This is a genomic window from Flavobacterium sp. UMI-01, assembly GCF_019656315.1.
GTDB lineage: Bacteria > Bacteroidota > Bacteroidia > Flavobacteriales > Flavobacteriaceae > Flavobacterium.
The window spans coordinates 154,661-177,803 of the sequence record NZ_BPLU01000019.1 but is presented as its reverse complement, the minus strand read 5'-3'; the positions used below and the strand labels follow the sequence as shown (position 1 = coordinate 177,803).

Annotated in this window: 14 protein-coding genes and 2 tRNA genes; 12 read left to right on the top strand and 4 right to left on the bottom strand. The window is 36.2% G+C overall.

Annotated elements, in window-relative coordinates; genetic code table 11:
• Positions 1-8: 8 nt before the first annotated feature.
• The 6 genes from K5R64_RS08165 (at position 9) to K5R64_RS08140 (ending at position 10,167) form a co-directional block, all read left to right on the top strand.
• Positions 9-1,463: an aldehyde dehydrogenase family protein gene (locus K5R64_RS08165; RefSeq protein ID WP_220762542.1), complete on the top strand. Its 1,455-nt coding sequence runs from the start codon at positions 9-11 to the stop codon at positions 1,461-1,463.
• A gap of 12 nt (positions 1,464-1,475) precedes the next feature.
• Positions 1,476-3,374 (top strand): CRTAC1 family protein, encoded by a 1,899-nt coding sequence (locus K5R64_RS08160; protein WP_220762541.1) that lies wholly within the window; start codon positions 1,476-1,478, stop codon positions 3,372-3,374.
• Positions 3,375-3,407: 33 nt separating this feature from the next.
• The gene (locus K5R64_RS08155) at positions 3,408-4,973 is read left to right on the top strand and encodes a sugar porter family MFS transporter (RefSeq protein WP_220762540.1); all 1,566 of its coding nucleotides are present in this window, start codon (positions 3,408-3,410) and stop codon (positions 4,971-4,973) included.
• 41 nt (positions 4,974-5,014) lie between these two features.
• Positions 5,015-6,499, top strand: a complete 1,485-nt coding sequence (locus K5R64_RS08150) for a family 16 glycosylhydrolase (protein WP_220762538.1) — start codon at positions 5,015-5,017, stop codon at positions 6,497-6,499.
• A 39-nt stretch (positions 6,500-6,538) separates the two neighbouring features.
• Entirely contained in the window at positions 6,539-8,524 is a 1,986-nt protein-coding gene (locus K5R64_RS08145) for a glycoside hydrolase family 127 protein (protein WP_220762536.1), read from the top strand.
• A gap of 215 nt (positions 8,525-8,739) precedes the next feature.
• Positions 8,740-10,167: a sulfatase gene (locus K5R64_RS08140; protein ID WP_220762534.1), complete on the top strand. Its 1,428-nt coding sequence runs from the start codon at positions 8,740-8,742 to the stop codon at positions 10,165-10,167.
• Between the two features lie 78 nt (positions 10,168-10,245).
• Here the strand turns inward: K5R64_RS08140 and K5R64_RS08135 are convergent, their stop codons facing one another.
• The gene (locus K5R64_RS08135) at positions 10,246-11,892 is read right to left on the bottom strand and encodes a sulfatase (protein ID WP_220762532.1); all 1,647 of its coding nucleotides are present in this window, start codon (positions 11,890-11,892) and stop codon (positions 10,246-10,248) included.
• 264 nt (positions 11,893-12,156) lie between these two features.
• Here K5R64_RS08135 and K5R64_RS08130 point away from each other — a divergent pair, with 264 nt between their 5' ends.
• The 3 genes from K5R64_RS08130 (at position 12,157) to K5R64_RS08120 (ending at position 17,139) form a co-directional block, all read left to right on the top strand.
• Entirely contained in the window at positions 12,157-14,049 is a 1,893-nt protein-coding gene (locus K5R64_RS08130; RefSeq protein WP_220762530.1) for a CRTAC1 family protein, read from the top strand.
• Between the two features lie 187 nt (positions 14,050-14,236).
• Positions 14,237-15,715 (top strand): sulfatase-like hydrolase/transferase, encoded by a 1,479-nt coding sequence (locus K5R64_RS08125; RefSeq protein WP_220762528.1) that lies wholly within the window; start codon positions 14,237-14,239, stop codon positions 15,713-15,715.
• Positions 15,716-15,909: 194 nt separating this feature from the next.
• A complete protein-coding gene (locus tag K5R64_RS08120) occupies positions 15,910-17,139 on the top strand; it encodes a T9SS type A sorting domain-containing protein (protein ID WP_220762526.1) in 1,230 nt (409 codons plus the stop codon).
• Between the two features lie 70 nt (positions 17,140-17,209).
• On the opposite strand, the gene K5R64_RS08115 is transcribed toward K5R64_RS08120, so the two are convergent.
• The 3 genes from K5R64_RS08115 to K5R64_RS08105 form a co-directional block, all read right to left on the bottom strand.
• Positions 17,210-17,467, bottom strand: coding sequence for a GIY-YIG nuclease family protein (locus K5R64_RS08115; protein ID WP_220762524.1), 258 nt, complete (start codon positions 17,465-17,467; stop codon positions 17,210-17,212).
• Positions 17,468-17,524: 57 nt separating this feature from the next.
• Positions 17,525-17,597 (bottom strand) — tRNA-Met (locus K5R64_RS08110).
• Positions 17,598-17,631: 34 nt separating this feature from the next.
• Positions 17,632-17,704, bottom strand: a tRNA-Met gene (locus K5R64_RS08105).
• Between the two features lie 121 nt (positions 17,705-17,825).
• On the opposite strand from K5R64_RS08105, the gene era reads away from it, so the two are divergent.
• From era to K5R64_RS08090, 3 genes are all read left to right on the top strand, one after another.
• On the top strand, positions 17,826-18,707 hold the full coding sequence (gene era / locus K5R64_RS08100; RefSeq protein WP_220762522.1) for a GTPase Era: 882 nt from the start codon (positions 17,826-17,828) through the stop codon (positions 18,705-18,707).
• A gap of 127 nt (positions 18,708-18,834) precedes the next feature.
• Positions 18,835-20,148, top strand: a complete 1,314-nt coding sequence (der, locus tag K5R64_RS08095) for a ribosome biogenesis GTPase Der (RefSeq protein WP_220762520.1) — start codon at positions 18,835-18,837, stop codon at positions 20,146-20,148.
• 127 nt (positions 20,149-20,275) lie between these two features.
• Positions 20,276-23,119: an outer membrane beta-barrel protein gene (locus tag K5R64_RS08090; protein WP_220762518.1), complete on the top strand. Its 2,844-nt coding sequence runs from the start codon at positions 20,276-20,278 to the stop codon at positions 23,117-23,119.
• Positions 23,120-23,143: the final 24 nt, after the last annotated feature.

Below are 23,143 nucleotides of genomic sequence, written 5' to 3'. Positions count from 1 at the left end.
AATAAGAGATGCAAACTCAAAATTTTGGATATAAAAAATTATATATCGACGGAGCATTAGTTGATGCTGTAAGCGGCGAAAAAGCAGATGTAATTTGTCCTGCAACAGGTGAATCCATTGCTCAGGTGGCACTGGCAGGAAAAGCCGATGCTGAAAAAGCATTAGCAGCAGCTCAAAAAGGATTTCAATATTGGTCTAAATTATCTTTGGCTGAAAGAACGGCTTGGATGACTAAATTAAGAACAGCGATTCTGGAAAGAGAAGCAGAATTGCGTTCGGCGATGGTACACGAAATGGGTAAAACCTATGCAGGGTCTGCCGAAGATATCGAGGCGATTACCAATGCCTTAGAATGGTATCCAGCGGCAATGAAAAACCGTAGAGAAGAGCAAATTCCAGATTATGAAAACACCCATACGCACAAAATTGTAGAACAACCTGCGGGTGTGGCAGTAGCTTATTTGGCTTGGAATTTTCCCTTATTGAATGTCGGATTCAAATTAGGCCCAGCCTTAGCAGCAGGATGCTCCTTAATTATTAAGCCATCTGAATATTCGCCTTTGTCAACCTATTTGATTGGCGAAATTTTAAGCGAAATTAATTTTCCTGCGGGTGTGGTGAATATTTTGGCAGGTCCTTCGGCTGAAGTGGCTACTACGATGACAACCAGTACTATTCCAGCCGTTTTAACGATGATTGGTTCTACTGCTACTGGTAAAAGAATCATCGCCGATAGCACCACTTCTATCAAGAAATTAGGAATGGAATTAGGTGGAAATGCGCCCTTTATTGTGTTTGAAGATGCTGATTTTGATACTGCTCTAAATTTGGCCATCGGATTAAAATTTGGAAACAGCGGTCAAATTTGTGTAGCGGCTAACCGAATTTTTGTTCACAAAAGCATTTATGATAAATTCCTTGCGGCTTATATCGATAGGGCTTCTAAATTGAAATTAGGTTTTAGTACCGATGAAAATGAAACGGTAGATATGGGACCTGTTGTGAGTCGTAAAGACAGAGATAGAATGTTTGATTTAGTTCAGGATGCCGTAAGCAAAGGGGCGAAACTAGAATATGGTGGAAAAATCCCTGCTGGATTCCCTGAAAACGGAAACTGGATTGAGCCAACGGTAGTTTCAGGAATCAACACGGATTGTCGTTTGTTTAGAGATGAAACTTTTGGACCTGTGGCAGGAATTATGTCATTTGAAACTGATGATGAGGTTTTAGCATTGGCCAATGATACTGAATACGGATTGGCTTCGTATATTTTTACCAATAACCACAAAAGAATTCAACGTTTTACGGAAGAATTGCAGTTTGGAGAAATTCAAATTAACGGGGTGAAATACGCTATTTATTTGCCTCATGGCGGAATCAAAAATAGCGGAATAGGTCATGACTGTTCGCACTTAGCTTTAGAAGATTATTTGGTTAAGAAACGTGTTTCGACAGCAATCTAATTAAAGGCAAAAATGATTTTAAAAGAATACAATAGGCTGTCATTATTTTTGGTTGCAAGTATTTTTTGTTTTGGCCTGCCTATTTGCGTTGTTGGACAGACACCGAGTTCTAAAAAAGGAAAAGATGCTTTTGTCGAGATTATAAAAGATTTTCCACGACAAGAAAAGAATTTAAGAAAATGGGACGCTCCAGTGGTGGCTGATTTAGATCAAGACGGTTATCCTGATTTGCTAATCAATGACCATGGCTACGGGCTGCAAGTATGCTGGAACAATAAAGGGAAATTTGATAAACCGTTTGATATTATCATTGGTGATATTCATGGCGTTTCGGTAGGGGATATTGACAAAGATGGACAATTAGAAATTATCGTTTCTCGTGGTGGAGGTTCTGGAAGTAATGCAAGGAATTCAAAAATTTTCAAAGTAAATAGAAAAAGAGAATTTACGGAAGTTCCAGATTTTGATATGCCTTTAGAAATGATGAGAGGTCGTACAGTCAAATTTGTTGATTTAGATAAGGATGGTGATTTAGATCTGTTAAACTTTGCCTTTCCAGATGCTGATAAAAAAGGAGCAACGGAGAATTATGTATATGAAAACAACGGCAAAGGTGAATTGATTTTAAAGTCAACATTGCCAGCGATTAAAGTCGATGGTCAAAAAACCTTGGTGACGGATTTTAATGGAGATCAATATATCGATATTTTGATGTATGGCAACGGAAATGTGAAAGCCTATCAAGGAAAAGGGGATTTGACTTTTGAAGATGTTACGGATAAAATTTTCCCGTATAAGATTTCAGATGTAACCTCCATAAGTGAAATTGATTTCGATAATGACGGTGATTTCGATCTTTATTTTACACGCAGTAAAGAATTTGAAATAGGAGAAACTTTTTTTGATAAAAATTCTAAAATATGGGGGTTTTATACCAAAAGAGGCAAGTTTAAGTTTGAAGATTTAGAGGTAGGTGATGTGTTGAATTTAGAAAATTTTCAGTCCCAATGGCCTAACGCTGATACGTATTTTATAGGTGAATCGGGTTACGATTATAAATTTTCGGGCGAAACACATTCGGGTAAAGACATCAAATTGGTTAACAGTAATGCGCTTGGTTATCCTGATAATTATTCTGATAAGTCGGGTTTTTATATTGGGTTTGTTGGTAATGATAAATGGAGAATTGCAGGAAGTCTCAATGCACCATCAACAGGAATTGTACACGGTGTGAAAAGCTATCCTGACTACAAACATCCAAAACCACCCTCAGCTATCCTGCTTGAAAATAAAGGAGGTAAATTTTTAAACATAACCAAAAAAACAAATTTGTTCTTAGAAGAGTTTACCGAGGGAGCTACCGTAGCTGATGTGGATAATAATGGTTATCAAGATTTGGTAATTGTTAAACGTGGTGATTTAATTCACGCAAACGAATCTATCATTTACTTGAATAAAGGCAAAGCCGGTTATGAACTATTAAAAGGACACAACATCGTTTCACCAGAATTGGGTGCTATAGGAATTGCAGTAGAAAGTTTTGATTATAATCTAGATGGAAAGGTAGATGTGGTCATAGGAAACGAAAGAGGAAAATGGCATTTGTTTAAAAACGAATTAGAACAGGCTAGTAAAAATAATTATTTGACCCTTGAAATAGGGAATTCTAAATCAGGAAAAGCAACAGCATTGGGCGCATTAGTAGAAGTGCAATCCTGCGGTGCAAAACAAGTGAAACGTGTTGGGGCAACTGGCGCAGCTTATTCTTTAAGTTTTAATAATTTGGTTCCCTTTGGTTTGGGTTCTTGTGATAAAAACCTAAAGATAAAAGTAACCTGGACGAATGGTGAAACTGCCGAGATAACGACTAATTCTATAAATAGCAAAATAACAATAGGAACAGAAAACTAACCCAATAACCAAACTTTTAATACATAAATTAACATGAGTTCATATAAAATCAATGCATTTACTTATGCCTTAATTGTAGCCCTTGGTGGTTTCATTTTTGGACTTGATGCGGCTTTAATTTCCGGTACAGTGAAATTTATTACCGAAGAATTCAACCTGAATTCGATGCAACTCGGTATTGTCGTGGGTTCACCTAGTATCGGAGTGTTACTCGCTTTGTTTTTTACAGGTTCCGCTTGTAATAGTTTAGGCAGAAGAAAAACACTGCAAATAATTGCCTCATTGTATTTGATTTCTGCAATTGCATCGGCTTTGGCACCAAGCTATTGGTCCTTAGTAGCTGCTCGTTTTTTAGGTGGATTGGCCTTTAGCTCAATCTCTGTAGCTTCGATGTACATTGGTGAAATTGCCCCTCCACAATGGCGTGGAAAATTAGTGTCCATGACACAAATCAATATTGTATTGGGATTGTCAGCAGCTTATTTTATCAACTATTCTATCATTCAACTCACTAGTTCTGATGCTGCTTGGGTTACTAGTTTAGGGATAAAACAATATACTTGGAGATGGATGCTTGGTTCTGAAATTGTACCTGCTTTTTTGTGGCTCATCCTACTGTTTTTTATTCCAAGAAGCCCTTCTTGGTTAGTGTATAACGGTAAAACTGAGGAAGCTAAAAACACCTTACGAAAAATAATTCCAGAAGCTGAAATCAATGTTCAAATTGAAGAAATGATTCAAAGTATGCAATCTGGTAATCAAGATCAGTCTCTTGTTTCGCAACTAAAGCAAATTTTCAGCAAGCCGATGCGAAATACGTTTATCATAGCGATGACTATTGCGATTGCTCAGCAAGCTACGGGTATTAATGCCATATTATTTTATGCACCTACGGTTTTTGAACAAATTGGAGGAGGAACTGATGCCGCTTTTGTACAATCTATTTGGGTGGGATTAACTAGTATTGTGTTTACCGTTTTAGGTTTGGTACTAGTGGATAAATTAGGTCGAAGACCTCTTATTATTTGGGGAATGGCATGGATTATATTGAGTTTGGGAATTTGTTTTTACGGATTCAAGACAGCACGATATACGTTAACTCCAACTTCAATAACTGAATTAACTTCAATAAATAATGCCGAAAGATTGCAAACCATTGCTGGTAAAGAATACGGAAGTGATATTGAATTCAAAAAAGCGTTAGAAGAGAGTTTAGGCGAAGCGGATGCTCGTAAATATTCGAGTCAATTGATACAAAAGGCAGCCGACATTAACGCCGTATTAATTTTATTTGGGATACTTAGTTTTATTGCGGCTTTTCACTTTTCAGTTGGCCCCGTTATGTGGGTACTTTTTTCAGAGATTTTCCCAATTGCGATTAGGGGGATAGCGATTCCGTTTTTTACCTTAATTACCAGTATCGTAAGTATGTTAGTCCAAGTGTTTTTTCCAGAACAACTCGCTACTATGGGAATCAGTTATACTTTGTTGTTTTATGCCATCACAGTAGCAATAGGACTCGTTATCTTGTACTATTACCTTATTGAAACTAAAAACATGACCATTGAAGAGATTCAATTAAAACTTCAAAAAAAGTAATCGTTGAGAATGATTTACGATTTAACTATAAAAAAATAAGAATGAAATATATTAAAATAGGGGTGCTGTTTCTGTTGAGTTTAGCATTGTTTTCAAATGTAAGTTGCGCCCAAAGAAGAAGTACAGAAACGACTGTCGAGAATAAAGGAAGCGCTAAGGTGTATCCTTTTTCAGATTTAAAAAACAAAGAAGGTTGGGTATTAAATACCGAAATCTCAGATGAATTTGAAGGAACACATATTGACTCTTCCAAATGGTTTGTTGAAGGTCAAAACGGGGAATATTATATCTGGAAAGGACGTGCTCCTTCACAATTTGCGCCCCACAATGTACGCGTGGAAGACGGAAAATTAAAATTAAGAACCGCATGGGAACCTGATTATCCTTTTTTCAAAGAGAGTTATACGGATGGTAATATGGGTACTGCTAAATATGGTGAATATGAAGGGAAACCAATGCCAGTTACTACCGCGGGTGTGATTTCTAAAAAACGTTTCTTAAACGGCTATATGGAGGTGAAATCTAAGGTAGGTAATGCTGCCATTACAGGAGCTTTTTGGGCTTTGGGCTATGAGCAGGAGTTGGATGTTTATGAGTTAATGGGGAAACCAAAAAAACAGGGTAATATTCGAGAAGACTCATATTTAGCGACAGCGCACGATTGGAGTCCTCCGGCACAACGTCCAACAAACGTTTTCCAGCATACCGAAAATTTGCCTTTTAGAACGGCTGATGATTTTCATGTGTATGGAGCTGAATGGGGTGAAGATTACCTAAAATTATTCATTGATGGACGATTGGTACATCATTTTACCCAGAACGATGTGGGCTTGGATTGGGTATTGAATAATCCTATGGAAATTTGGTTGGATTCTGAAATATTTTTTTGGTTGGGTATGCCTCACAAAGAGGAATTACCTGTTGATTTCGAAATTGAATACGTAAGAGTTTGGCAAAAACCGTCCGATAATTTATTGGCAAAACACAAAGCATTCTATGGTTTTGAAGGGCCTATTTTATTCGAAGAAAATCCTCGTCCGTTAATGATGGTTCCTGAAGACTCTAAACCAAATGACTATCAAAAATTTTGGATTATAGATAAGCCTTCTGCCAAATACCTAGAAATTGTTGAGGGTGATTATGCATCAGGAGTAAATAGTTTGCGATTTTCTGGTTATGGAAAAAATGAACACCTTGAAGTGGATAAAGTGACAGCCATAACACCCGAAGGAGCGATTAATCTTCCTGCTGGAAAATATAAATTATCAATGAAAGTATGGCTAGATCAAGGGAGAATTGCAGATAAAATTCACCTGAGTTTACAAAACCCAAAAGTGGAGGTTGTATTTAAAGATTTGCCGAAATTACCTCGTCGTCAATGGGTTACTGTCGAAGCTGAGATTAATAAAACAGCTACTTCAGCTAAAAATGATCAGTTAAAAATTGAGATAAGAAAAGAAGATTTGCCTAAAGACAAGGCACCAAAATTATTTATAGACGATATAGCAATTAAGAAAATAAAATAAATAGGTTTTTCTACCTAAAATATAATTAATACGAAGAAGATGAGTACTATTTCAAACTTTCATACAAAAGCGATTACGAATAATTCTGAGAGTCCTTTTGTAAAATTAAAGAGCATCAATTTTGGAGACTGTAAATGGGATGCAGGTTTTTGGGCTGAAAAAGTAAAAACGGCTGAGGAAAAAATGCTTCCGTACATGGGAGATTTATTATGTGGAGATATTGGACACGGATTAAATAATTTCAAAATTGCTGCGGGTTTAAAAGAAGGGGTACATAAAGGTTTTTATTGGCATGATGGGGATTTCTATAAATTTATGGAAGCCAAAACCTATGTGTATGGACTTACCAAAAACGAATCTTTGTTAAAAGAATTGGATGAGTACATTGACATTATTGCTCAGGCGCAAGAAGAAGACGGATACATTCACACTCATATCCAAATTACCGAAGGTGCAGACCGATTTGAAAATAGAAAATACCACGAAATGTACAATTTTGGGCATTTGTTTATTGCAGCTTCTGTTCATTACCGTATTACAGGACAGAAAAACTTCTTGGATATTGCTGTTAAAATGGCTGATTTATTGTGTGTTTATTTCATGCCTGAAACCAAGCATTATCAACGTTTTGGTTTCAACCAAACTCAAATTATGGGATTGGTGGAATTGTACAGAACTGTAAAAAATGAAAAATACTTAGCACTTGCTGAAAAGTTCATCAACCGAAGAGGGACTTATGAAATCAAGCATGATTCCACGACCGTAGGATATCCTATTGGTGATATGGTGCAAGAGCGCACTCCGTTAAGAGAAGCAAATGAAGCCGTAGGACATGCGGTACTTGCCTTGTATTATTATGCAGGTGCAGCAGATGTTTATGCTGAAACAGGTGAAAAAGCCCTTATTGATGCTCTTGACAGATTATGGGAAAATGTTACTGATAAAAAAATGTATGTTACCGGAGCAGTAGGTCAGGCACATTATGGTGCGTCTTCTAATAGAGAAATGATTGAAGAGGGATTCATAGATGCGTATATGATGCCTAATATGACTGCCTATAATGAAACTTGTGCTAACCTTTGTAATGCTATGTTCAGCAATCGAATGTTAGGTATCAAAGAAGATGCTAAATATGCTGACATCATCGAGTTGGTACTGTATAATAGTGGTTTGTCAGGAATCAGTTTAGAAGGAAAAGAGTATTTCTATTCTAATCCGTTGCGAATGGTAAACAACGCTCGTGATTACGAAGCGCATAAAGATGTTACCGAAAGTCCTGTAAGACAACCTTATTTAGAGTGTTTTTGTTGTCCTCCAAACCTAGTGAGAACCATTTGCAACAGTTCAGGATGGGCGTATAACCTGTCTGAAAATGGTGTGGCAGTGATTTTATTTGGTGGAAATATGTTGGATACAACGCTCTTGGATGGTAGTCCAATTAAACTATCACAGGACACTGAGTACCCTTGGAAAGGTTTAGTGAAAATTACAGTAGAAGCATGTAAAAACACTGCTTTTGATATTAAAGTAAGAATCCCAAAATGGGCTAAGGGAAGTACCTTAACCGTTAATGGTGAAGCGGTAACTGTAGCCGTAAATCCAGGTTCATTTGCTACAATCAACCGAGTTTGGCAAGCTGGTGATGTAATTACTTTAGACATGCCAATGGAAGTAACTTTGGTAGAAGGTCACGACCGAATTGAAGAAGTAAGAAATCAAGTGGCTGTTAAAAGAGGGCCTATAGTATATTGTGTGGAAACGCCAGATTTACCAACAGAAGCTTCAATCTTAGATGTATATATTAACGGAAACAGCCCACTGGTAGCTGAACATAAAGCCGATTTCTTAGGCGGAATAACGGTTGTCAACGCGGAACTTTTGATTAGAGAAGGTAAAACAGATGAGATGTACCAAGTGGTTTCTAAACCTCAGTTCAAATCGTTTAAAACGCAATTGGTTCCTTATTATGCTTGGAGCAACAGAGGACAAGCAGAGATGACTGTTTTCATGCCGATTGTTTGGTAGTAAATCCATTACCTATTGAATGAAAGCTGAAAATTAGGCACCTCTTTTTGGAGTGTCTAATTTTTGGCTTTTTTGTTTAACAACACCAAAATAAAAAGCTTTTTAGCTCAATGAGTAGTATGTTTTATCGATTCACTGTAAAGTAGTAGAAATAGTCGCAGTGTCTTTCTGTATAAATGGTATAGGTTAAAAAATGATATTTAAAATTAATAAAAATGAAAAAAACACTTTTGTTGCTAATCCTTATCGGGTCAACTATAACGGTTAAGGCCCAAAAACGACCCAATATTATATTCTTATTTTCAGATGATGCGGGTTATGCTGATTTTGGATTCCAAGGCAGTACCGTAATGAAAACCCCAAACCTAGACCAAATGGCTAAGGATGGAGTCATTTTCAGTCAAGGTTATGTTACAGATGCGACCTGCGCCCCTTCAAGAGCCGGATTGATGACGGGAAAATACCAACAACGTTTTGGGTATGAAGAAATCAATGTACCGGGTTTTATGAGTGAAAGTTCTAAATTTCTTGGTGATGATATGGGATTGCCTTTAGACCAAGTAACTATGGCTGATTATCTAAAAAAATTAGGATACACCAATGCGATGATAGGAAAATGGCACTTGGGCGATGCAGACAGGTACCATCCGTTAAAACGAGGTTTTGATGAGTTTTATGGATTTAGAGGAGGAGATAGAAGCTATTATGCTTACAAAGATATTCCAAAAGGGCATTTGGATAAGTTGATGGAGAGTGGCTTTGGTAATTTTGAAGAACCAAAAGCCTACGCTACGGATGTATTTGCAGACAAGGCGGTGTCTTTTATCGAAAGAAATCAGGACAAACCTTTTTTTATTTATTTAGCTTTTAACGCCGTGCATACTCCGATGGAAGCAACTCCCGAAGATTTAGCTCAGTTTCCTAACTTAAAGGGAACTCGTAAAGAAGTTGCCGCAATGACATTGGCCTTAGACCGTGCTTGCGGAAAAGTTTTTGACAAACTAAAAGCATTAGGCTTGTATGAGAATACCATTATTGTGTTTTCCAATGATAATGGAGGGCCTACCGATAAAAATGCATCAAGCAATTTGCCTTTGAGCGGAACCAAGTCCAATCATTTAGAAGGAGGATTGCGAGTACCTTTTGTAATGAGTTGGCCAGCGAAATTAAAAGGAAACCAACGCTATCAATATCCCGTAAGTACGATGGATTTACTACCTACTTTTTACGCTTCTGCAGGAGGAAAACTTTCGGATTTAAAAGATATTGATGGGGTGAATTTATTGCCTTATGTAAAAGGAGAGCTTGCATCAAGACCGCACGAAACGCTGTTTTGGAAAAAAGAAAATAGAGGGGTTTACAGAGAAGGTGATTGGAAATTTATCCGTTTCCCAGACAGACCAGCAGAGTTGTATGATTTATCCAAAGACATTGCAGAACAAAACGATTTGGCTACAAAATACCCACAACGAGTTCGTGAAATGTATAAAAAACTATTTCAATGGGAGTTAACCTTAGAGCGTCCGTTGTGGATGTTGAAACGGGAATACGAAAAGTATGATTTAGATCGAATGGATCGTTATAGAACCCCCGAATTAGTCAAAAAAGAGTTGTTACAATATAATGTTTCAGCCAAAAAGTAGTTTGGTAGATAAGCTCAAAAAAAAATCCAGTGTAGTTTTTTAACTGCGCTGGATTTTTTTTATGGGGCAAATAAGGGATTAGTATTTTTTATCTAATAATGCCATTAGTTCTTTTACTTTTTTAGGGTTTTGAGCCGCAATATTTACGGTTTCGTTTGGGTCGTTGACATGGTCAAATAATTCTACAAATAGCGGTTCGTTAGTAGGAAACCTTCGGTCTTTCCATACAATTAGACGATAATCTTCGGTACGCATGGCATAACCCATTACAAATTTCTCAAAAGTTTTTCTGTTCCATTTGTCACCCATCTGTTTTTCAATTCGGTTTTCGATTTTCTCAATCAAAGGCATGAAAAAAGTCGTTCTGAAAGGCGGTGTAAACGGACGCGCTGCCCATTCGCGTAAAGCGGGAGTAGGGAATACGCTAAAAGCAGGTTTTTTGGACTTTTCAGTTGGTTTTTTCAAAATAGGAACTAAACTATGTCCTTCAAGGTTATTGGGTTTTTTAAATCCTGTCAAATCACAAAGCGTTGGGAATACATCAATAAGTTCTACCATAGCGTTTGATTGCTGTCCTTTTACTTTATCTGTAACCCCTGGAGCCACGATGATAAAAGGCACACGAGTAGCAAGTTCGTAATTAGTTGCCTTACCCCAATATCCCATTTCCCCAAGGTTGAACCCATGGTCTGACCATAATACAATAATAGTGTTGTCATAGGTTCCTGTATCTTTTAAGGCTTGTATCATTTTGCCTATTTGTGCATCAATATAGCTTACACAGGCATAATAGCCATGACGTAGTTTGCGTTGTAATTCTGGTGAAAATTCCCCTGTTTTAGGCACATCGGCTCCCACACGTACTTCCAAGGATTCAGACAATCCCATGGCAGCACCATCTTTTGGAGGATTTACTTGGGTCGCAATAGGAAGGCTGGCCTGGTCATACAAATCCCAATATTTTTTTGGAGCTATCCAATCCAAATGCGGTTTTTTTAATCCTAAACCTAAAAACCAGGGCTTATCACCTTTATTTACCATCTCCTTAAGTGTGGCGATGGCCGATAAGGTATTGTAGCCATCGTCATAGGTTTCATCTGGTACATCGGCACATTCGGTTTCTGGGCCTTTTGCTAACCAATTTTCACGAATGATTTTCTCGCCATATTTTTCTTCAAGAGCAATTTTGTTTTTTAGATACAACAATTGGTTTTCGGCAAGCGCATAACCTCCTTCGGTTTTTGGTACATCAGGGCCTACTTTTACTTTTACAGGTTTGCGACTCCAAGATAGTTCTTCGTCAGAGTAGCCAGGGTGAAATATTTTTCCAGTATAAACAGTTTCGTACCCGTTATTTCTGAAAAATTGAGGGATAGTAACGATACTTGGAACATTTTCTCTAAAATCTTGAAACAAATCAATCACATTAATCGTTTCGGTTCGTGCTCCTGTCATGATACTCGCTCTCGAAGGACCGCATATAGCCTGTTGGCAGTAGGCACGGTTAAATTGAATACCCTCACTGGCTAGTTTGTCAATATGGGGAGACTTAACAATAGTTGATCCGTAAGTTCCTAATTCGTTTCGTAAATCATCTACAGCAATAAATAAAATATTGGGTTGCTTTTTGTTTTGTCCAAATGCCTGAAAGGGAATTATAATAGACCAAATAAAAAGACCAAATAATGGTTTGAATTGCTTAGAAAAAGTGCTTAGGTAATTCATTTCGATTATAGTTATGTTAATTGTATACTACAAAATACCTAAATAGGCGTCAATAAAACATGCTAAACTTTACCTCTTAATTTAGGTATTTTACCCAAAATTGAAAACTGATTTTAGTTTACTGCAAATTTTTGATTTAAAAAGGATTGTGGTAAAAAAATAGAAACGATGGATAAGATACAACTACTTAACGGAATAATTATGTGGTTAATTAGCAATTAGTAAAAAAGTATCCATAGTATAATTAAAAAAACTAAATCTTAAATGTTTCAAAAAATAAAAAAAATAGCTTTAACCCTCACTGCATTTGCACTATCCAGTTATCTTATTGCACAAGATAAAGGCCAGTCATTTCTAAAGTCTAGTGTGCAATTTAGTGAGGCTTCCGAAAATAGCATTCCACTAGAGCAACGCAATCGCCGTAAATTTGATAATGCGCTCATTGCTGACCTTGACCAAGATGGGTACTTAGATTTGTTTCTTATTGAACATTCACGCAGGGTAGAATTGTATTGGAACAACAAAGGAACCTATGTACAAGGAAAACCTTTTATATTAGGTGATACACACGGTATGGCTGTATGCGACTATAACAATGACGGAATAGTCGATCTTTTGGTTCAGCCAGGTGGCGGTGGCGGAAAAAAACCAAGTAGGACTTTATTATATCAAATTACGAAAGACCGAAAAATTTCTGGCGGAAATGCCTTCGAAAACTTTGAAAGCAGTCGAGGTAGAGCCGTAAAATTTATAGATGCTGATACTAATGGACAGTTGGATTTGGTGACCTCTTCTTTTCCTCCAAACGACGCTGTTAATCGGGCTCATTTTTTATATGAAAAAAGTGAAAATTCCCAGTTTAAGTTTGTTAATTTTCTTCCTCATGGAGATCGTTTTAATATGCGTACGCTGATTACTGATTTCAATAATGACGGGATTTCAGATATCGTTTTTTACGGAGGCGCTAAAATGGTTTTTGTGCAAGGTTTGGGGAAAATGGAGTTCAAAGATGTCACGCAAGAGCTGTTAGGCAAAAACATCAATTGGAGTGATGTGTCGAGTATTTCTGAAATTGATTTTGATAATGATGGTGATTTGGATTTGTTTCTTACCCGTTGTAAAGAACCTTTTGATACGGAAAAAGAGTACGATGAAAAGACCAAAACGTTTTATTTTTTTATTAGAAATAAAGCGGTTCAGTTAGAAGATATCCATATCGACGGAAACTTTAAATTGGAAAATTTACAAATGGCTTATCCTGATTTTGATGTATTTATTGGTGCTAATAAACGCTTATTCGAACGTAAAAAAGACAAACACGGTGACCATGCTTTTGAATTAACTCCAAATGAAGCGCAAGGATGGCCTGAAGATACGTCACAAAAAGGGTTGTATATAGGCTATGTAGGCGATGGTTTGTGGCGAATTAAAGCTGATACCGAATCAGGTACTTCGGCAGTGATTCACAATGTCGTCAAAAAACCAAATACAATTGCTCTTGAGGAAATGCCAGCCGTACTTTTAGAAAATAACAAAGGAAATTTTAGGGAAGTGACAGTTAGGTTAGGTATCAATGCATCAGAGCAGACAGCGAGTGCAGCTGTGGGAGATTTTAACAACGACGGATGGGCTGATATTTTTGTTGTGCGTTATGGTAAATCCGCTTCGGTAGTCGAGCAATTGATGTATCTAAATGACAAAGGCAAGTATTTTAATCCGGTTCATGACCACGGAATTATCCGAAAAGAGTTGGGAGCAACAGGTATGGGTGCCGATGCCTTTGATTATGATAATGACGGCGATTTGGATATTGTGTATTGTAACGAAAGAGGGCAATGGCATGTGTTCACTAATGCCACTCAAACGGATAATAATTTTATCGTTGTGAATGTGGGGAATTCACCGTCAAAAAAAGTGTCGGCTATGGGGGCTGTCCTGACATTTAGCGCATGTGGAAATCAATACAAGCGCGTGGTAGGTGCTACATCCTCACCCTATTCTCAAAGTTTCAACACATTCCTGCATGCAGGTTTAGGAAAATGCAAATCGGTTGAAAATGTAACCATCACTTGGAGCAATGGCGAAAAGCAACAATTGAAAATTAAGGATTTAAATACCATTTATAAAGTGGGTAAAGAGATTGTAGTTGCAAAATAACATCTTTAGTAATTTTCGAAACAAAAGAGTGGTAGAGAAGTTTTATTCAAAATAATTACAATTGCTGTTAAAGGTAATTTAAAGTAGGTAAAGGATAATATCTTGTATTCATATTGGTGCTTTTACGAATTAACTTTGTTTATTGCATTTTCAAAATAACAAATCAATTAACCGTTTTTTTTAAATTATGACTAAAAAGAATTTATACAGTAGTCTTGTTGTTGCAACCGTATTGCTATTGTTGGCTTGTTCAGGGATGAAAAGTCAATCAGTAAAAACCAGTGATGCGAAAAACACCAAACCAAATATTATTTTAATTGTAGCCGATGATTTGGGCTATGCTGATGTGGGCTTTAATGGTTCAAAAGATATTATCACGCCTGAACTGGATAAGTTGGCTAAAGCAGGAACGGTTTGTTCTTCGGCTTATGTAGCGCATCCTTTTTGTGGGCCGAGTAGAGCAGGTTTGTTGACAGGGAGATACCCACACGAATTTGGTTCTCAATTCAATCTACCAGCGAACAGTGAAAAAAGTGTAGGACAAGGAATTCCGTTGAGCGAGAAATTTTTAAGTGCTACATTGAAAGAATCAGGATACTATACAGGAATTATTGGGAAATGGCATTTAGGTGCTGTAGCGGGTTATGAACCAAAAGACAGAGGTTTTGATGACTTTTATGGATTCTTAGGTGGTGGACATAATTATTTCCCTGAAGATTATCAAGCCAAATACAAGCAACAACTAGCTGCAGGAAACAAAAACATTTGGGAATACCTTATACCATTGCAACACAATGGCGCGCCTACCCAAGAAAAAGATTATTTAACTGATGCGTTGTCAGATGGAGCAGTACGTTTTGTGAATGAAGCTAGCAAAAAACAAAAGCCCTTTTTCTTGTACTTAGCCTATAATGCACCGCATACGCCTTTAGAAGCTAAAGAAGAAGACATGCAAAAATTTAGCAACATCAAAGATAAAGCGAGACGCACCTATGCGGGAATGGTTTATGCACTAGATCGTGGTGTGGGTGAATTGGTGGCGGCTTTAAAAGCGACTAATCAGTATGATAATACACTTATTGTGTTTTTAAGTGATAATGGAGGACGTACTGACCAAGGAGCAAACAATTTTCCATTAAGAGGAGTTAAAGGGGATACGTTCGAAGGCGGTTTCAGGGTTCCGATGTTTTTTCATTGGCCAAACCATATTCCGGCAGGAAAAACCTATAGTCATCCAGTGACTGCCTTAGATTTCTATCCTACTTTTGCTGATTTAGCCAAAGCGGCTATTCCAAAAAACAAGAAATTGGATGGTAAAAATATCTGGAAAAATTTAGTAAATGGTAGCGATTCTCGTAAAGGCGAAATGATTTTTGCAATGCGTCACCGTTCTGGATTTTCAGATGTAGGAGTAAGACAAGACGAATGGAAAGCCACTAAAGGCTACAACAGTTCTTGGAAACTTTACAATATCAATGAAGATATGGGAGAAAAAAATGATTTGAGTCAAAAATATCCTGAACAATTAAAGTTGATGGTTCTTGAGGCAGAAAAATGGAGTAAAAAACACACCGAGCCACTCTGGTTTGATCCAGAGGAGCTAAGTAAAGTTTGGAAAGAAAAAGACATGGCTAGTTTTCCTAATACATTCAAAATAGCGAACTAAGTACTCGTATTGATATAATTTAATTTGGGCTGGAATAAAGTAATTTCCAGCCCATTTTTTTATGGGTTTTTATGATTTGTTGTTTGATAAAGCAATACAAACAAGGTAAAATTTATTTGACTAAGGGTAAAAAAGTGGAAATCATTTATCGCTTTCTAATTTAAATTTACTTATTCTAATCAAACTATAAACTAATGAAAAATAGCTACTTATATAAGATTTTGGTAGGTCATGATTTTAAATGGAATTCGCTGCTCAGTTTGTTCTTATTTTCTGTTTCCACTTTATATGCACAAGTATATCCATTGACTGACCCCGTAAATGCAGGAGGTTGGGTTTTGAATACGGAGGTAAGCGATGAATTTGAAGCAACACAATTGGATGAAACCAAATGGTTGGTGCAGGGTAGGGATGGCGTTTTTCAATCCAATCACAGAGGGAGAGCCCCTTCGCAGTTTTCGGTGAATAACTTTCGATTAGAAAATGGAAAATTAAAACTGGAAACCCGTTGGGAGCCTGATTATCCTTTTTCGCCATTGACAGATGCTAATGGAGTTAAATATGAAAACATTACCACGGCGGCCGTTATCACTAAAAAAACCTTTTTATATGGCTATTTAGAGATAAAATGTAAAGCTGCTGATGCCGAGATATCGAGTACCTTTTGGGGAACAGGGAGTAATACCGAACTGGATTTCTTCGAGTTTTTTGGTGACCACAGACAAACAAATAAATTGTGGAAAGACAGAGAGCTCTGGTGGTCAATCCATGATTGGACTTCGGCAGGTGGTGGAAGAACAACCTATACTGAAAGTCATGATTTAGGTTTTAGAGTTGCCGATGCTTTCCATGTTTATGGATTTGACTGGAGTGCCGATGGATTGAAGATATACATAGACGGAGTCTTGTACCGCAATGTACCTAAAGCGACTATCAATGCCTATGATGATGTTACTTTACAAAATGGCGGAAATGGAGCTAATGAAAATTATGTGGTGACCAAACCTTTAAAATTATGGTTGAGTCAGGCGACCTTTCCTTGGCATGGTGTGCCTGATAGTAAAGCCGATTTAGAATTAAATAGTCCTATTGGTCAAAAAGATGACGGAATTGTAGATTATGAGATTGAGTATGTGAGAGTTTGGCAAAAAGGAAATCTTAGTGTGGACGATAAAACTTTTGGCAAAAAAGAAAGTAAAATATATCCTAATCCGCTAAACAAAGCTACGTTTGCAAATCTGTATGTTTCAGCTATTGAGGGTACTCATATTACGATTTTTAATCTGCTGGGTAAGGAAGTGATTTCTATTGAAAAGACCCAAGAGCCTTTTCCGGTATCTGTTTCTAATTTAACTCCAGGGGTGTATTTAGTAGAGATTCAATCGGGTACTACTAAAGAAACTAAAAAGTTAATTGTTAATTAATAGTTTTTTAAAATCCCTCCCTAATTAAGGTGTTTTTAGTAGTACGCAGCGGCGGATAAGAGCTCTCCCCTTATTGTGAATTTTGAATCAAATTTTTAATAAACTCTCTTCCGACACCTGTTTTTAGATATTTTTCTCTTTTCATGGCTTCAGATTTTGAGTTAAAAAATTCTACATGAATTACTTTCCAAGGTCTGAATTTTAAAGTATAACCTTTAGAACTGAGTTCGTTGTGAGATTTGAAGCGTTCAATTAGGTTGGATGTAAATCCAGAGTAATTTTTATTGAATTTTTCAGAATAAATAATGTAAACAACAAATTCTTCCATATAAAAAAGTGTTATAAACAAAAAAACACCAGCTTTAAAAGTGGTGTTTTTCTATAGTAGCGGGAACAGGACTCGAACCTGTGACCTTCGGGTTATGAGCCCGACGAGCTGCCTACTGCTCTATCCCGCGATGTGCGTTTGTAATCTCAATAAAATTAACTTAGTAGCGGGAACAGGACTCGAACCTGTGACCTTCGGGTTATGAGCCCGACGAGCTGCCTACTGCTCTATCCCGCGTTGTTTCGGGTGCAAAGATACACATAAATCTTAGATTTACAATGCGTAATTTTAAAAAATGTTTTATTTCCTCTATTGACTTGATATGACTACCTTTGTGCCATCATAAAATCAAATGAAAATGGCACATAAAGCAGGTTTTGTAAATATTATTGGGAATCCGAATGTAGGGAAGTCCACGCTGATGAATGCATTTGTGGGAGAACGATTGTCTATTATTACTTCAAAAGCACAAACGACACGTCATAGAATCCTTGGAATTGTCAATGGAGAAGATTTTCAAATGGTGTTGTCTGATACTCCAGGAATAATTAAGCCTGCTTATGAAATGCAAGAGTCGATGATGAATTTTGTTAAATCCGCTTTTGAGGATGCTGATGTTTTAGTTTATATGGTAGAAATAGGAGAACAGGATTTAAAAGATGAAGATTTTTTTAAAAAAATCATTCATGCTAAAATTCCAGTACTGTTATTATTGAATAAAATTGATAATTCGAATCAAGAGCAATTGGAGCAACAAGTAGCATTTTGGGCTGAAAAAGTTCCTAATGCTGAAATTTTCCCGATTTCGGCTTTGCAAAATTTTAATGTGCCAGAAGTTTTTGGGCGAATTTTAGAATTATTGCCAGAATCACCACCATATTACCCTAAAGATCAATTGACCGATAAACCGGAACGTTTTTTTGTAAATGAAACTATTCGTGAAAAAATCTTGTTGAATTACAGCAAAGAAATTCCGTATGCCGTAGAGATTGTTACTGAAGAATTCAAAGAGACGGATGATATTATCAAAATCCGTTCGTTGATTATGGTGGAGCGTGATACCCAAAAAGGAATTATCATCGGACATAAAGGAGCAGCTTTGAAAAAAGTAGGTATGGAATCACGTGAAGATTTGGAAAAATTCTTTGGGAAACAAATTCATATCGAATTGTATGTAAAAGTGAACAAAAATTGGCGCAGTAATGCGAATATGTTGAAACGTTTCGGGTATAATCAGTAAAGGTTTTGTTTAAAAGTTTAACGTTTAAGGTTTAAAAGAGTTATATTAATTAGAAGACTAACTTTAAACTTAAAACTAAAATAACCTTAAACAAAAAATGTACCTTTGCAAAAAAGTTAAAATAAGCATGACAAATAATATTGTTGCCATAGTAGGAAGACCAAACGTAGGGAAATCGACGCTTTTTAATCGTTTGATTCAAAGAAGAGAAGCGATCGTAGATTCTGTTTCAGGGGTGACTCGTGATAGAAATTACGGAAAAAGTGAGTGGAATGGAAAAGAATTCTCAGTAATTGACACAGGAGGTTATGTGCGTGGCTCAGATGATGTTTTTGAAGGCGAAATCCGTAAACAAGTAGAGTTGGCTATTGATGAAGCCGATGTAATTGTGTTTGTGGTTGATGTTGAGGAAGGTATTACACCAATGGATGAAACAGTGGCGAAGTTGTTGCGAAAAGTAACCAAGCCTGTTTTATTAGCTGTAAACAAAGTAGATAATGCCATGCGTGAAAAAGACGCAGTAGAGTTTTACAATCTAGGATTAGGTGATTATTATACATTTGCTAGTATATCAGGAAGTGGGACGGGTGATTTATTGGATGCTTTGATTGAAGCTTTTCCTGAAAAACCAGAACCTGTTAAAGAAGAGGTGGTGTTGCCACGTTTTGCGGTTGTAGGGCGTCCTAATGCCGGAAAATCAAGTTTTATCAATGCTTTAATTGGTAAAGACCGATTTATGGTAACGGATATTGCGGGTACTACTCGTGATGCGATTGATACTAAGTTTGATCGTTTTGGGTTCGAGTTTAATTTAGTGGACACAGCGGGTATTCGTCGTAAAGCTAAGGTAAAAGAGGATTTAGAGTTTTATTCGGTAATGCGTTCAGTTCGTGCCATAGAGCATGCTGATATTTGTATTTTAGTAATTGATGCTACTCGTGGTTTTGAGAGTCAAGACCAAAATATTTTTTGGTTAGCAGTTAAAAACCGTAAAGGAGTAGTGATATTGGTGAATAAATGGGATTTGGTTGAAAAAGATACTATGTCAACCCGTGATTATACAGAACAAATCCAAAAAGAATTACTTCCTTTTACTGATGTGCCTATCCTTTTTGTTTCTGCATTGACCAAACAACGTTTGTTAAAAGCTTTGGAAACATCGGTTCAGGTTTTTGAAAGCAGACAACAACGTATTGCTACTTCAAAATTCAATGAATATATGTTGAAAGTGATTGAAGCTTATCCACCCCCTGCAACTAAAGGGAAATATGTAAAAATTAAATATTGTATGCAATTGCCTTCGCCAACGCCTCAGTTTGTGTTTTTTGCGAATTTGCCTCAATATGTAAAAGAACCTTATAAGCGTTACCTTGAGAATAAAATAAGAGAAAATTGGGATTTTTCAGGAGTACCTATAGATATTTATATCAGAGAAAAATAAACCTAATTTTTAGGATAATAACTTACCCTCAAATTTTTTTTGAGGGTATTTTTTTTGTTTTTTTTAATCAGTAATTAAACCTTTCAAGGATTATAAGGTCATAATGTACTATTTATAACAATAAATCATGTTCAAACTTCAATATCTAGTTTTATTTTTCTTCCTCTCATTTGTTACTTATGCCCAAGATAGTTATTATGTTCAAGGTCAAGTTTTGGATATTAATACGCAACAACCTTTAGAGTCGGCTAATGTTTTATTTTCGGTGGTTAAGGACTCGTTGAAATTAGGGAGTACGACCACAGATAAGTCAGGTTTGTTTAAGCTTAGATTGAAAAAATCAGATAACCCAGTTGTGTTGAATGTATCTTACATAGGTCATGAAATTTATAAAGATGAATTAGCAGGAATTTCCGAAAACAGGGATCTTGGAACGATTTACTTGTTCAGTTCCGAAAATATGTTGAAAGACGTAGTGATTACGTCAGGGTCACCGCCTATAGTGGTGAAGCAAGATACGTTAGAATATAATGCAGCGTCTTTTAAATTACGTCCTGATGATAATGTTGATGCCTTGTTGAAAGAATTGCCTGGATTTGTAGTTGATGATGATGGGAAAATATCTGTAAATGGTAAAGAAGTTTCTCAGGTTTTGGTGAATGGTAAAGCTTTTTTTGGAAAAGATGGAGCGGTTGCTTTACAAAATTTGCCAGCAGAAATTATAAACAAAATCCAAGTTTCAGATTTTAAAACAAAGAAAGAGGAATTGGCAGGTGATGATGCCGCATCTGATTTTTTAAGCGTCAATTTGACTATTGACGAAAAGAAAAATAAAGGATATTTTGGAAAATTCTTGGGAGGATATGGTACAGATGATCGGTACGAAGGAAGTTTTTTGGTCAATCAGTTTGATAATAAACAACGAATAAGCGCTGTTGGATCTATTAATAATATCAATTTATCAGGTTTTTCAATTGATGAAGCTTTTGGGGACGATGATACTCAAAGAGGGAGTAGTAGAGGAACAACTTCGAATGGACCAACTATTTCTCGAAAAGGAATTACGCAAACGAATTTAGTGGGTTTGAATTATTTTAACGAATGGTCAGATACCTTTGATAGTACAGGAGATTATTCATTTAATAATAGTGTGAATAATAATGCTAAAAAATCTACGCTACAACGTTTTTTGCCAACCGGAAATCTTGTTACAGATTCAGATTCAGAGGCAAGAAGTGAAAATAACAGTCATAAAGTCAATTTAGAATTGAATTATAAGCCAACTAAATTTACTCAGATTTCGATTGAGCCTAAGTTTCGAAAAACAAATTACGAAAACAATGGAAATTCGTCTAGTTTTACTAAGGATGAAAATGGAGATTTATTGAACGAAAATATTGGAACTAGTATGCGTACTAGTGATGGTTTTAATTTTGATAACCAGATTAATTTAAATAAGAATTTCCAAAAAAAATCTAGGAATTTAAATTTTTCTGTAACCAACAACAATTCGGATAATGAGAACATGGCTTTAAATAATTCTAGGACAGTTTCTTATGTTAAAAACGAAACGATTATTCGTAATCAAGTAAATAACAATCAAGTAAAAAGAGATAATTATTATTTAGGAGCTGAATTCACCGAGCCAGTATCAAAAGTACTCCGTTTAAGAGTTGGGGTTGATTACCGTTGGGAAAATATTGTGACTGACGAAAAAACATTCAATTTTGACGATGCTTCGCAGTCCTATTCGCAATTAGTAGATACCCAATCTAGCTTTGTAGTTTCCAAACAATATGCGTTAGCTCCTAAAATGGGGGTTTATTTTGATAACAAAGTTTTTTCATTTAATGTAAGAAATAGTACTTTTTTAGTAAATTACGATAACCATTCTTTGTATAGGGGAAATGTAACAAACTTGAAATCCAATTATATTATTCCAGAGTGGCATTCTCAATTAAAATACAGAATAGACCGGTCTAATTATGCTTTATTAAAATACGATTACAGAGTAACACTGCCTAATGCCTTTCAATTGTTACCTGTAGTGGATATAAGTAGTACGGTAAATACCATCGTAGGTAATCCTGATTTAGAGCCAATAAAAAAACACAGTATCAACTTTAGTTTTAGAAACTATAATATAAAGGATCGCTCAGGATATAGTATTTATATGAGAGGTGATGTTATTGATACTGATGTTGTAACTACTAGAGTGTATGCCGAGGACGGAACGTCTAATACAACCTACCAAAACATTCACAATACTTATAATGCATCGCTAAGTGCTTATTGGAATAAAAGTATTAAGAATGAAGGAAATAGTTTTCGTTATGGATTAGGCTTGCAAACAGCCTATGGATTGGATAGAGGTTTTATTAACAATGTTTTTTATGATGCGAATGTTTTATCGCTCAGTCCGCGCCTTTATTTTTCATACAATTACGGCCAGTTTTTAACGATTTCTCCCTCTTATAACTTTTCATATAATGAGTCTCGATATGAAAATTTTTCCATAAATGCTCGATCAAATGTAGTGCATAGAGCAAGTTTGAAAACAACTAATTTTTTTGGAGAAAAATTGGTTTTAAGTAATGATTTTGGGTATAGTTATAATTCGAATTCTAGTGGAGGTGCTTACAATAATGCTTTTTATTTATGGAATGCGAGTTTGGGTTATACTTTCTTGAATAAAACATTGACCGCGCGATTAAAAGTGTACGATATTTTAAATCAAAATCAAGGATACACTCGTTCGATTACTGATACTTCAATTCGAGACGAGGAGAATACTGTTTTGAAGCGTTATGGTATGATATCTTTAATTTATAAAATTAAAAATTTCGGAGGTATGAAACCACCAGAACCTAAATCCGAAGGAAACAGAGATTCTGATAGAGGCTCTGGAAGAAAATCTGATAGAAGTGATAGAGGAGATAGAGGGGATAGGAGTGACAATTCCGATTTCTAATCCTTATGACTCCTATCCTTATCT

What these genes read in the sequence shown, in the direction of transcription:
- K5R64_RS08150 (WP_220762538.1), top strand. Translation starts at nt 5,015, where the DNA reads ATGAAATATATTAAAATAGGGGTGCTGTTTCTGTTGAGTTTAGCATTG.
- K5R64_RS08120 (WP_220762526.1), top strand. Translation starts at nt 15,910, where the DNA reads ATGAAAAATAGCTACTTATATAAGATTTTGGTAGGTCATGATTTTAAA.
- der (WP_220762520.1), top strand. Translation starts at nt 18,835, where the DNA reads ATGACAAATAATATTGTTGCCATAGTAGGAAGACCAAACGTAGGGAAA.
- K5R64_RS08160 (WP_220762541.1), top strand. Translation starts at nt 1,476, where the DNA reads ATGATTTTAAAAGAATACAATAGGCTGTCATTATTTTTGGTTGCAAGT.
- K5R64_RS08115 (WP_220762524.1), bottom strand. Translation starts at nt 17,467, where the DNA reads ATGGAAGAATTTGTTGTTTACATTATTTATTCTGAAAAATTCAATAAA.
- K5R64_RS08090 (WP_220762518.1), top strand. Translation starts at nt 20,276, where the DNA reads ATGTTCAAACTTCAATATCTAGTTTTATTTTTCTTCCTCTCATTTGTT.
- K5R64_RS08135 (WP_220762532.1), bottom strand. Translation starts at nt 11,892, where the DNA reads ATGAATTACCTAAGCACTTTTTCTAAGCAATTCAAACCATTATTTGGT.
- K5R64_RS08145 (WP_220762536.1), top strand. Translation starts at nt 6,539, where the DNA reads ATGAGTACTATTTCAAACTTTCATACAAAAGCGATTACGAATAATTCT.
- era (WP_220762522.1), top strand. Translation starts at nt 17,826, where the DNA reads ATGGCACATAAAGCAGGTTTTGTAAATATTATTGGGAATCCGAATGTA.
- K5R64_RS08130 (WP_220762530.1), top strand. Translation starts at nt 12,157, where the DNA reads ATGTTTCAAAAAATAAAAAAAATAGCTTTAACCCTCACTGCATTTGCA.
- K5R64_RS08165 (WP_220762542.1), top strand. Translation starts at nt 9, where the DNA reads ATGCAAACTCAAAATTTTGGATATAAAAAATTATATATCGACGGAGCA.
- K5R64_RS08125 (WP_220762528.1), top strand. Translation starts at nt 14,237, where the DNA reads ATGACTAAAAAGAATTTATACAGTAGTCTTGTTGTTGCAACCGTATTG.
- K5R64_RS08140 (WP_220762534.1), top strand. Translation starts at nt 8,740, where the DNA reads ATGAAAAAAACACTTTTGTTGCTAATCCTTATCGGGTCAACTATAACG.
- K5R64_RS08155 (WP_220762540.1), top strand. Translation starts at nt 3,408, where the DNA reads ATGAGTTCATATAAAATCAATGCATTTACTTATGCCTTAATTGTAGCC.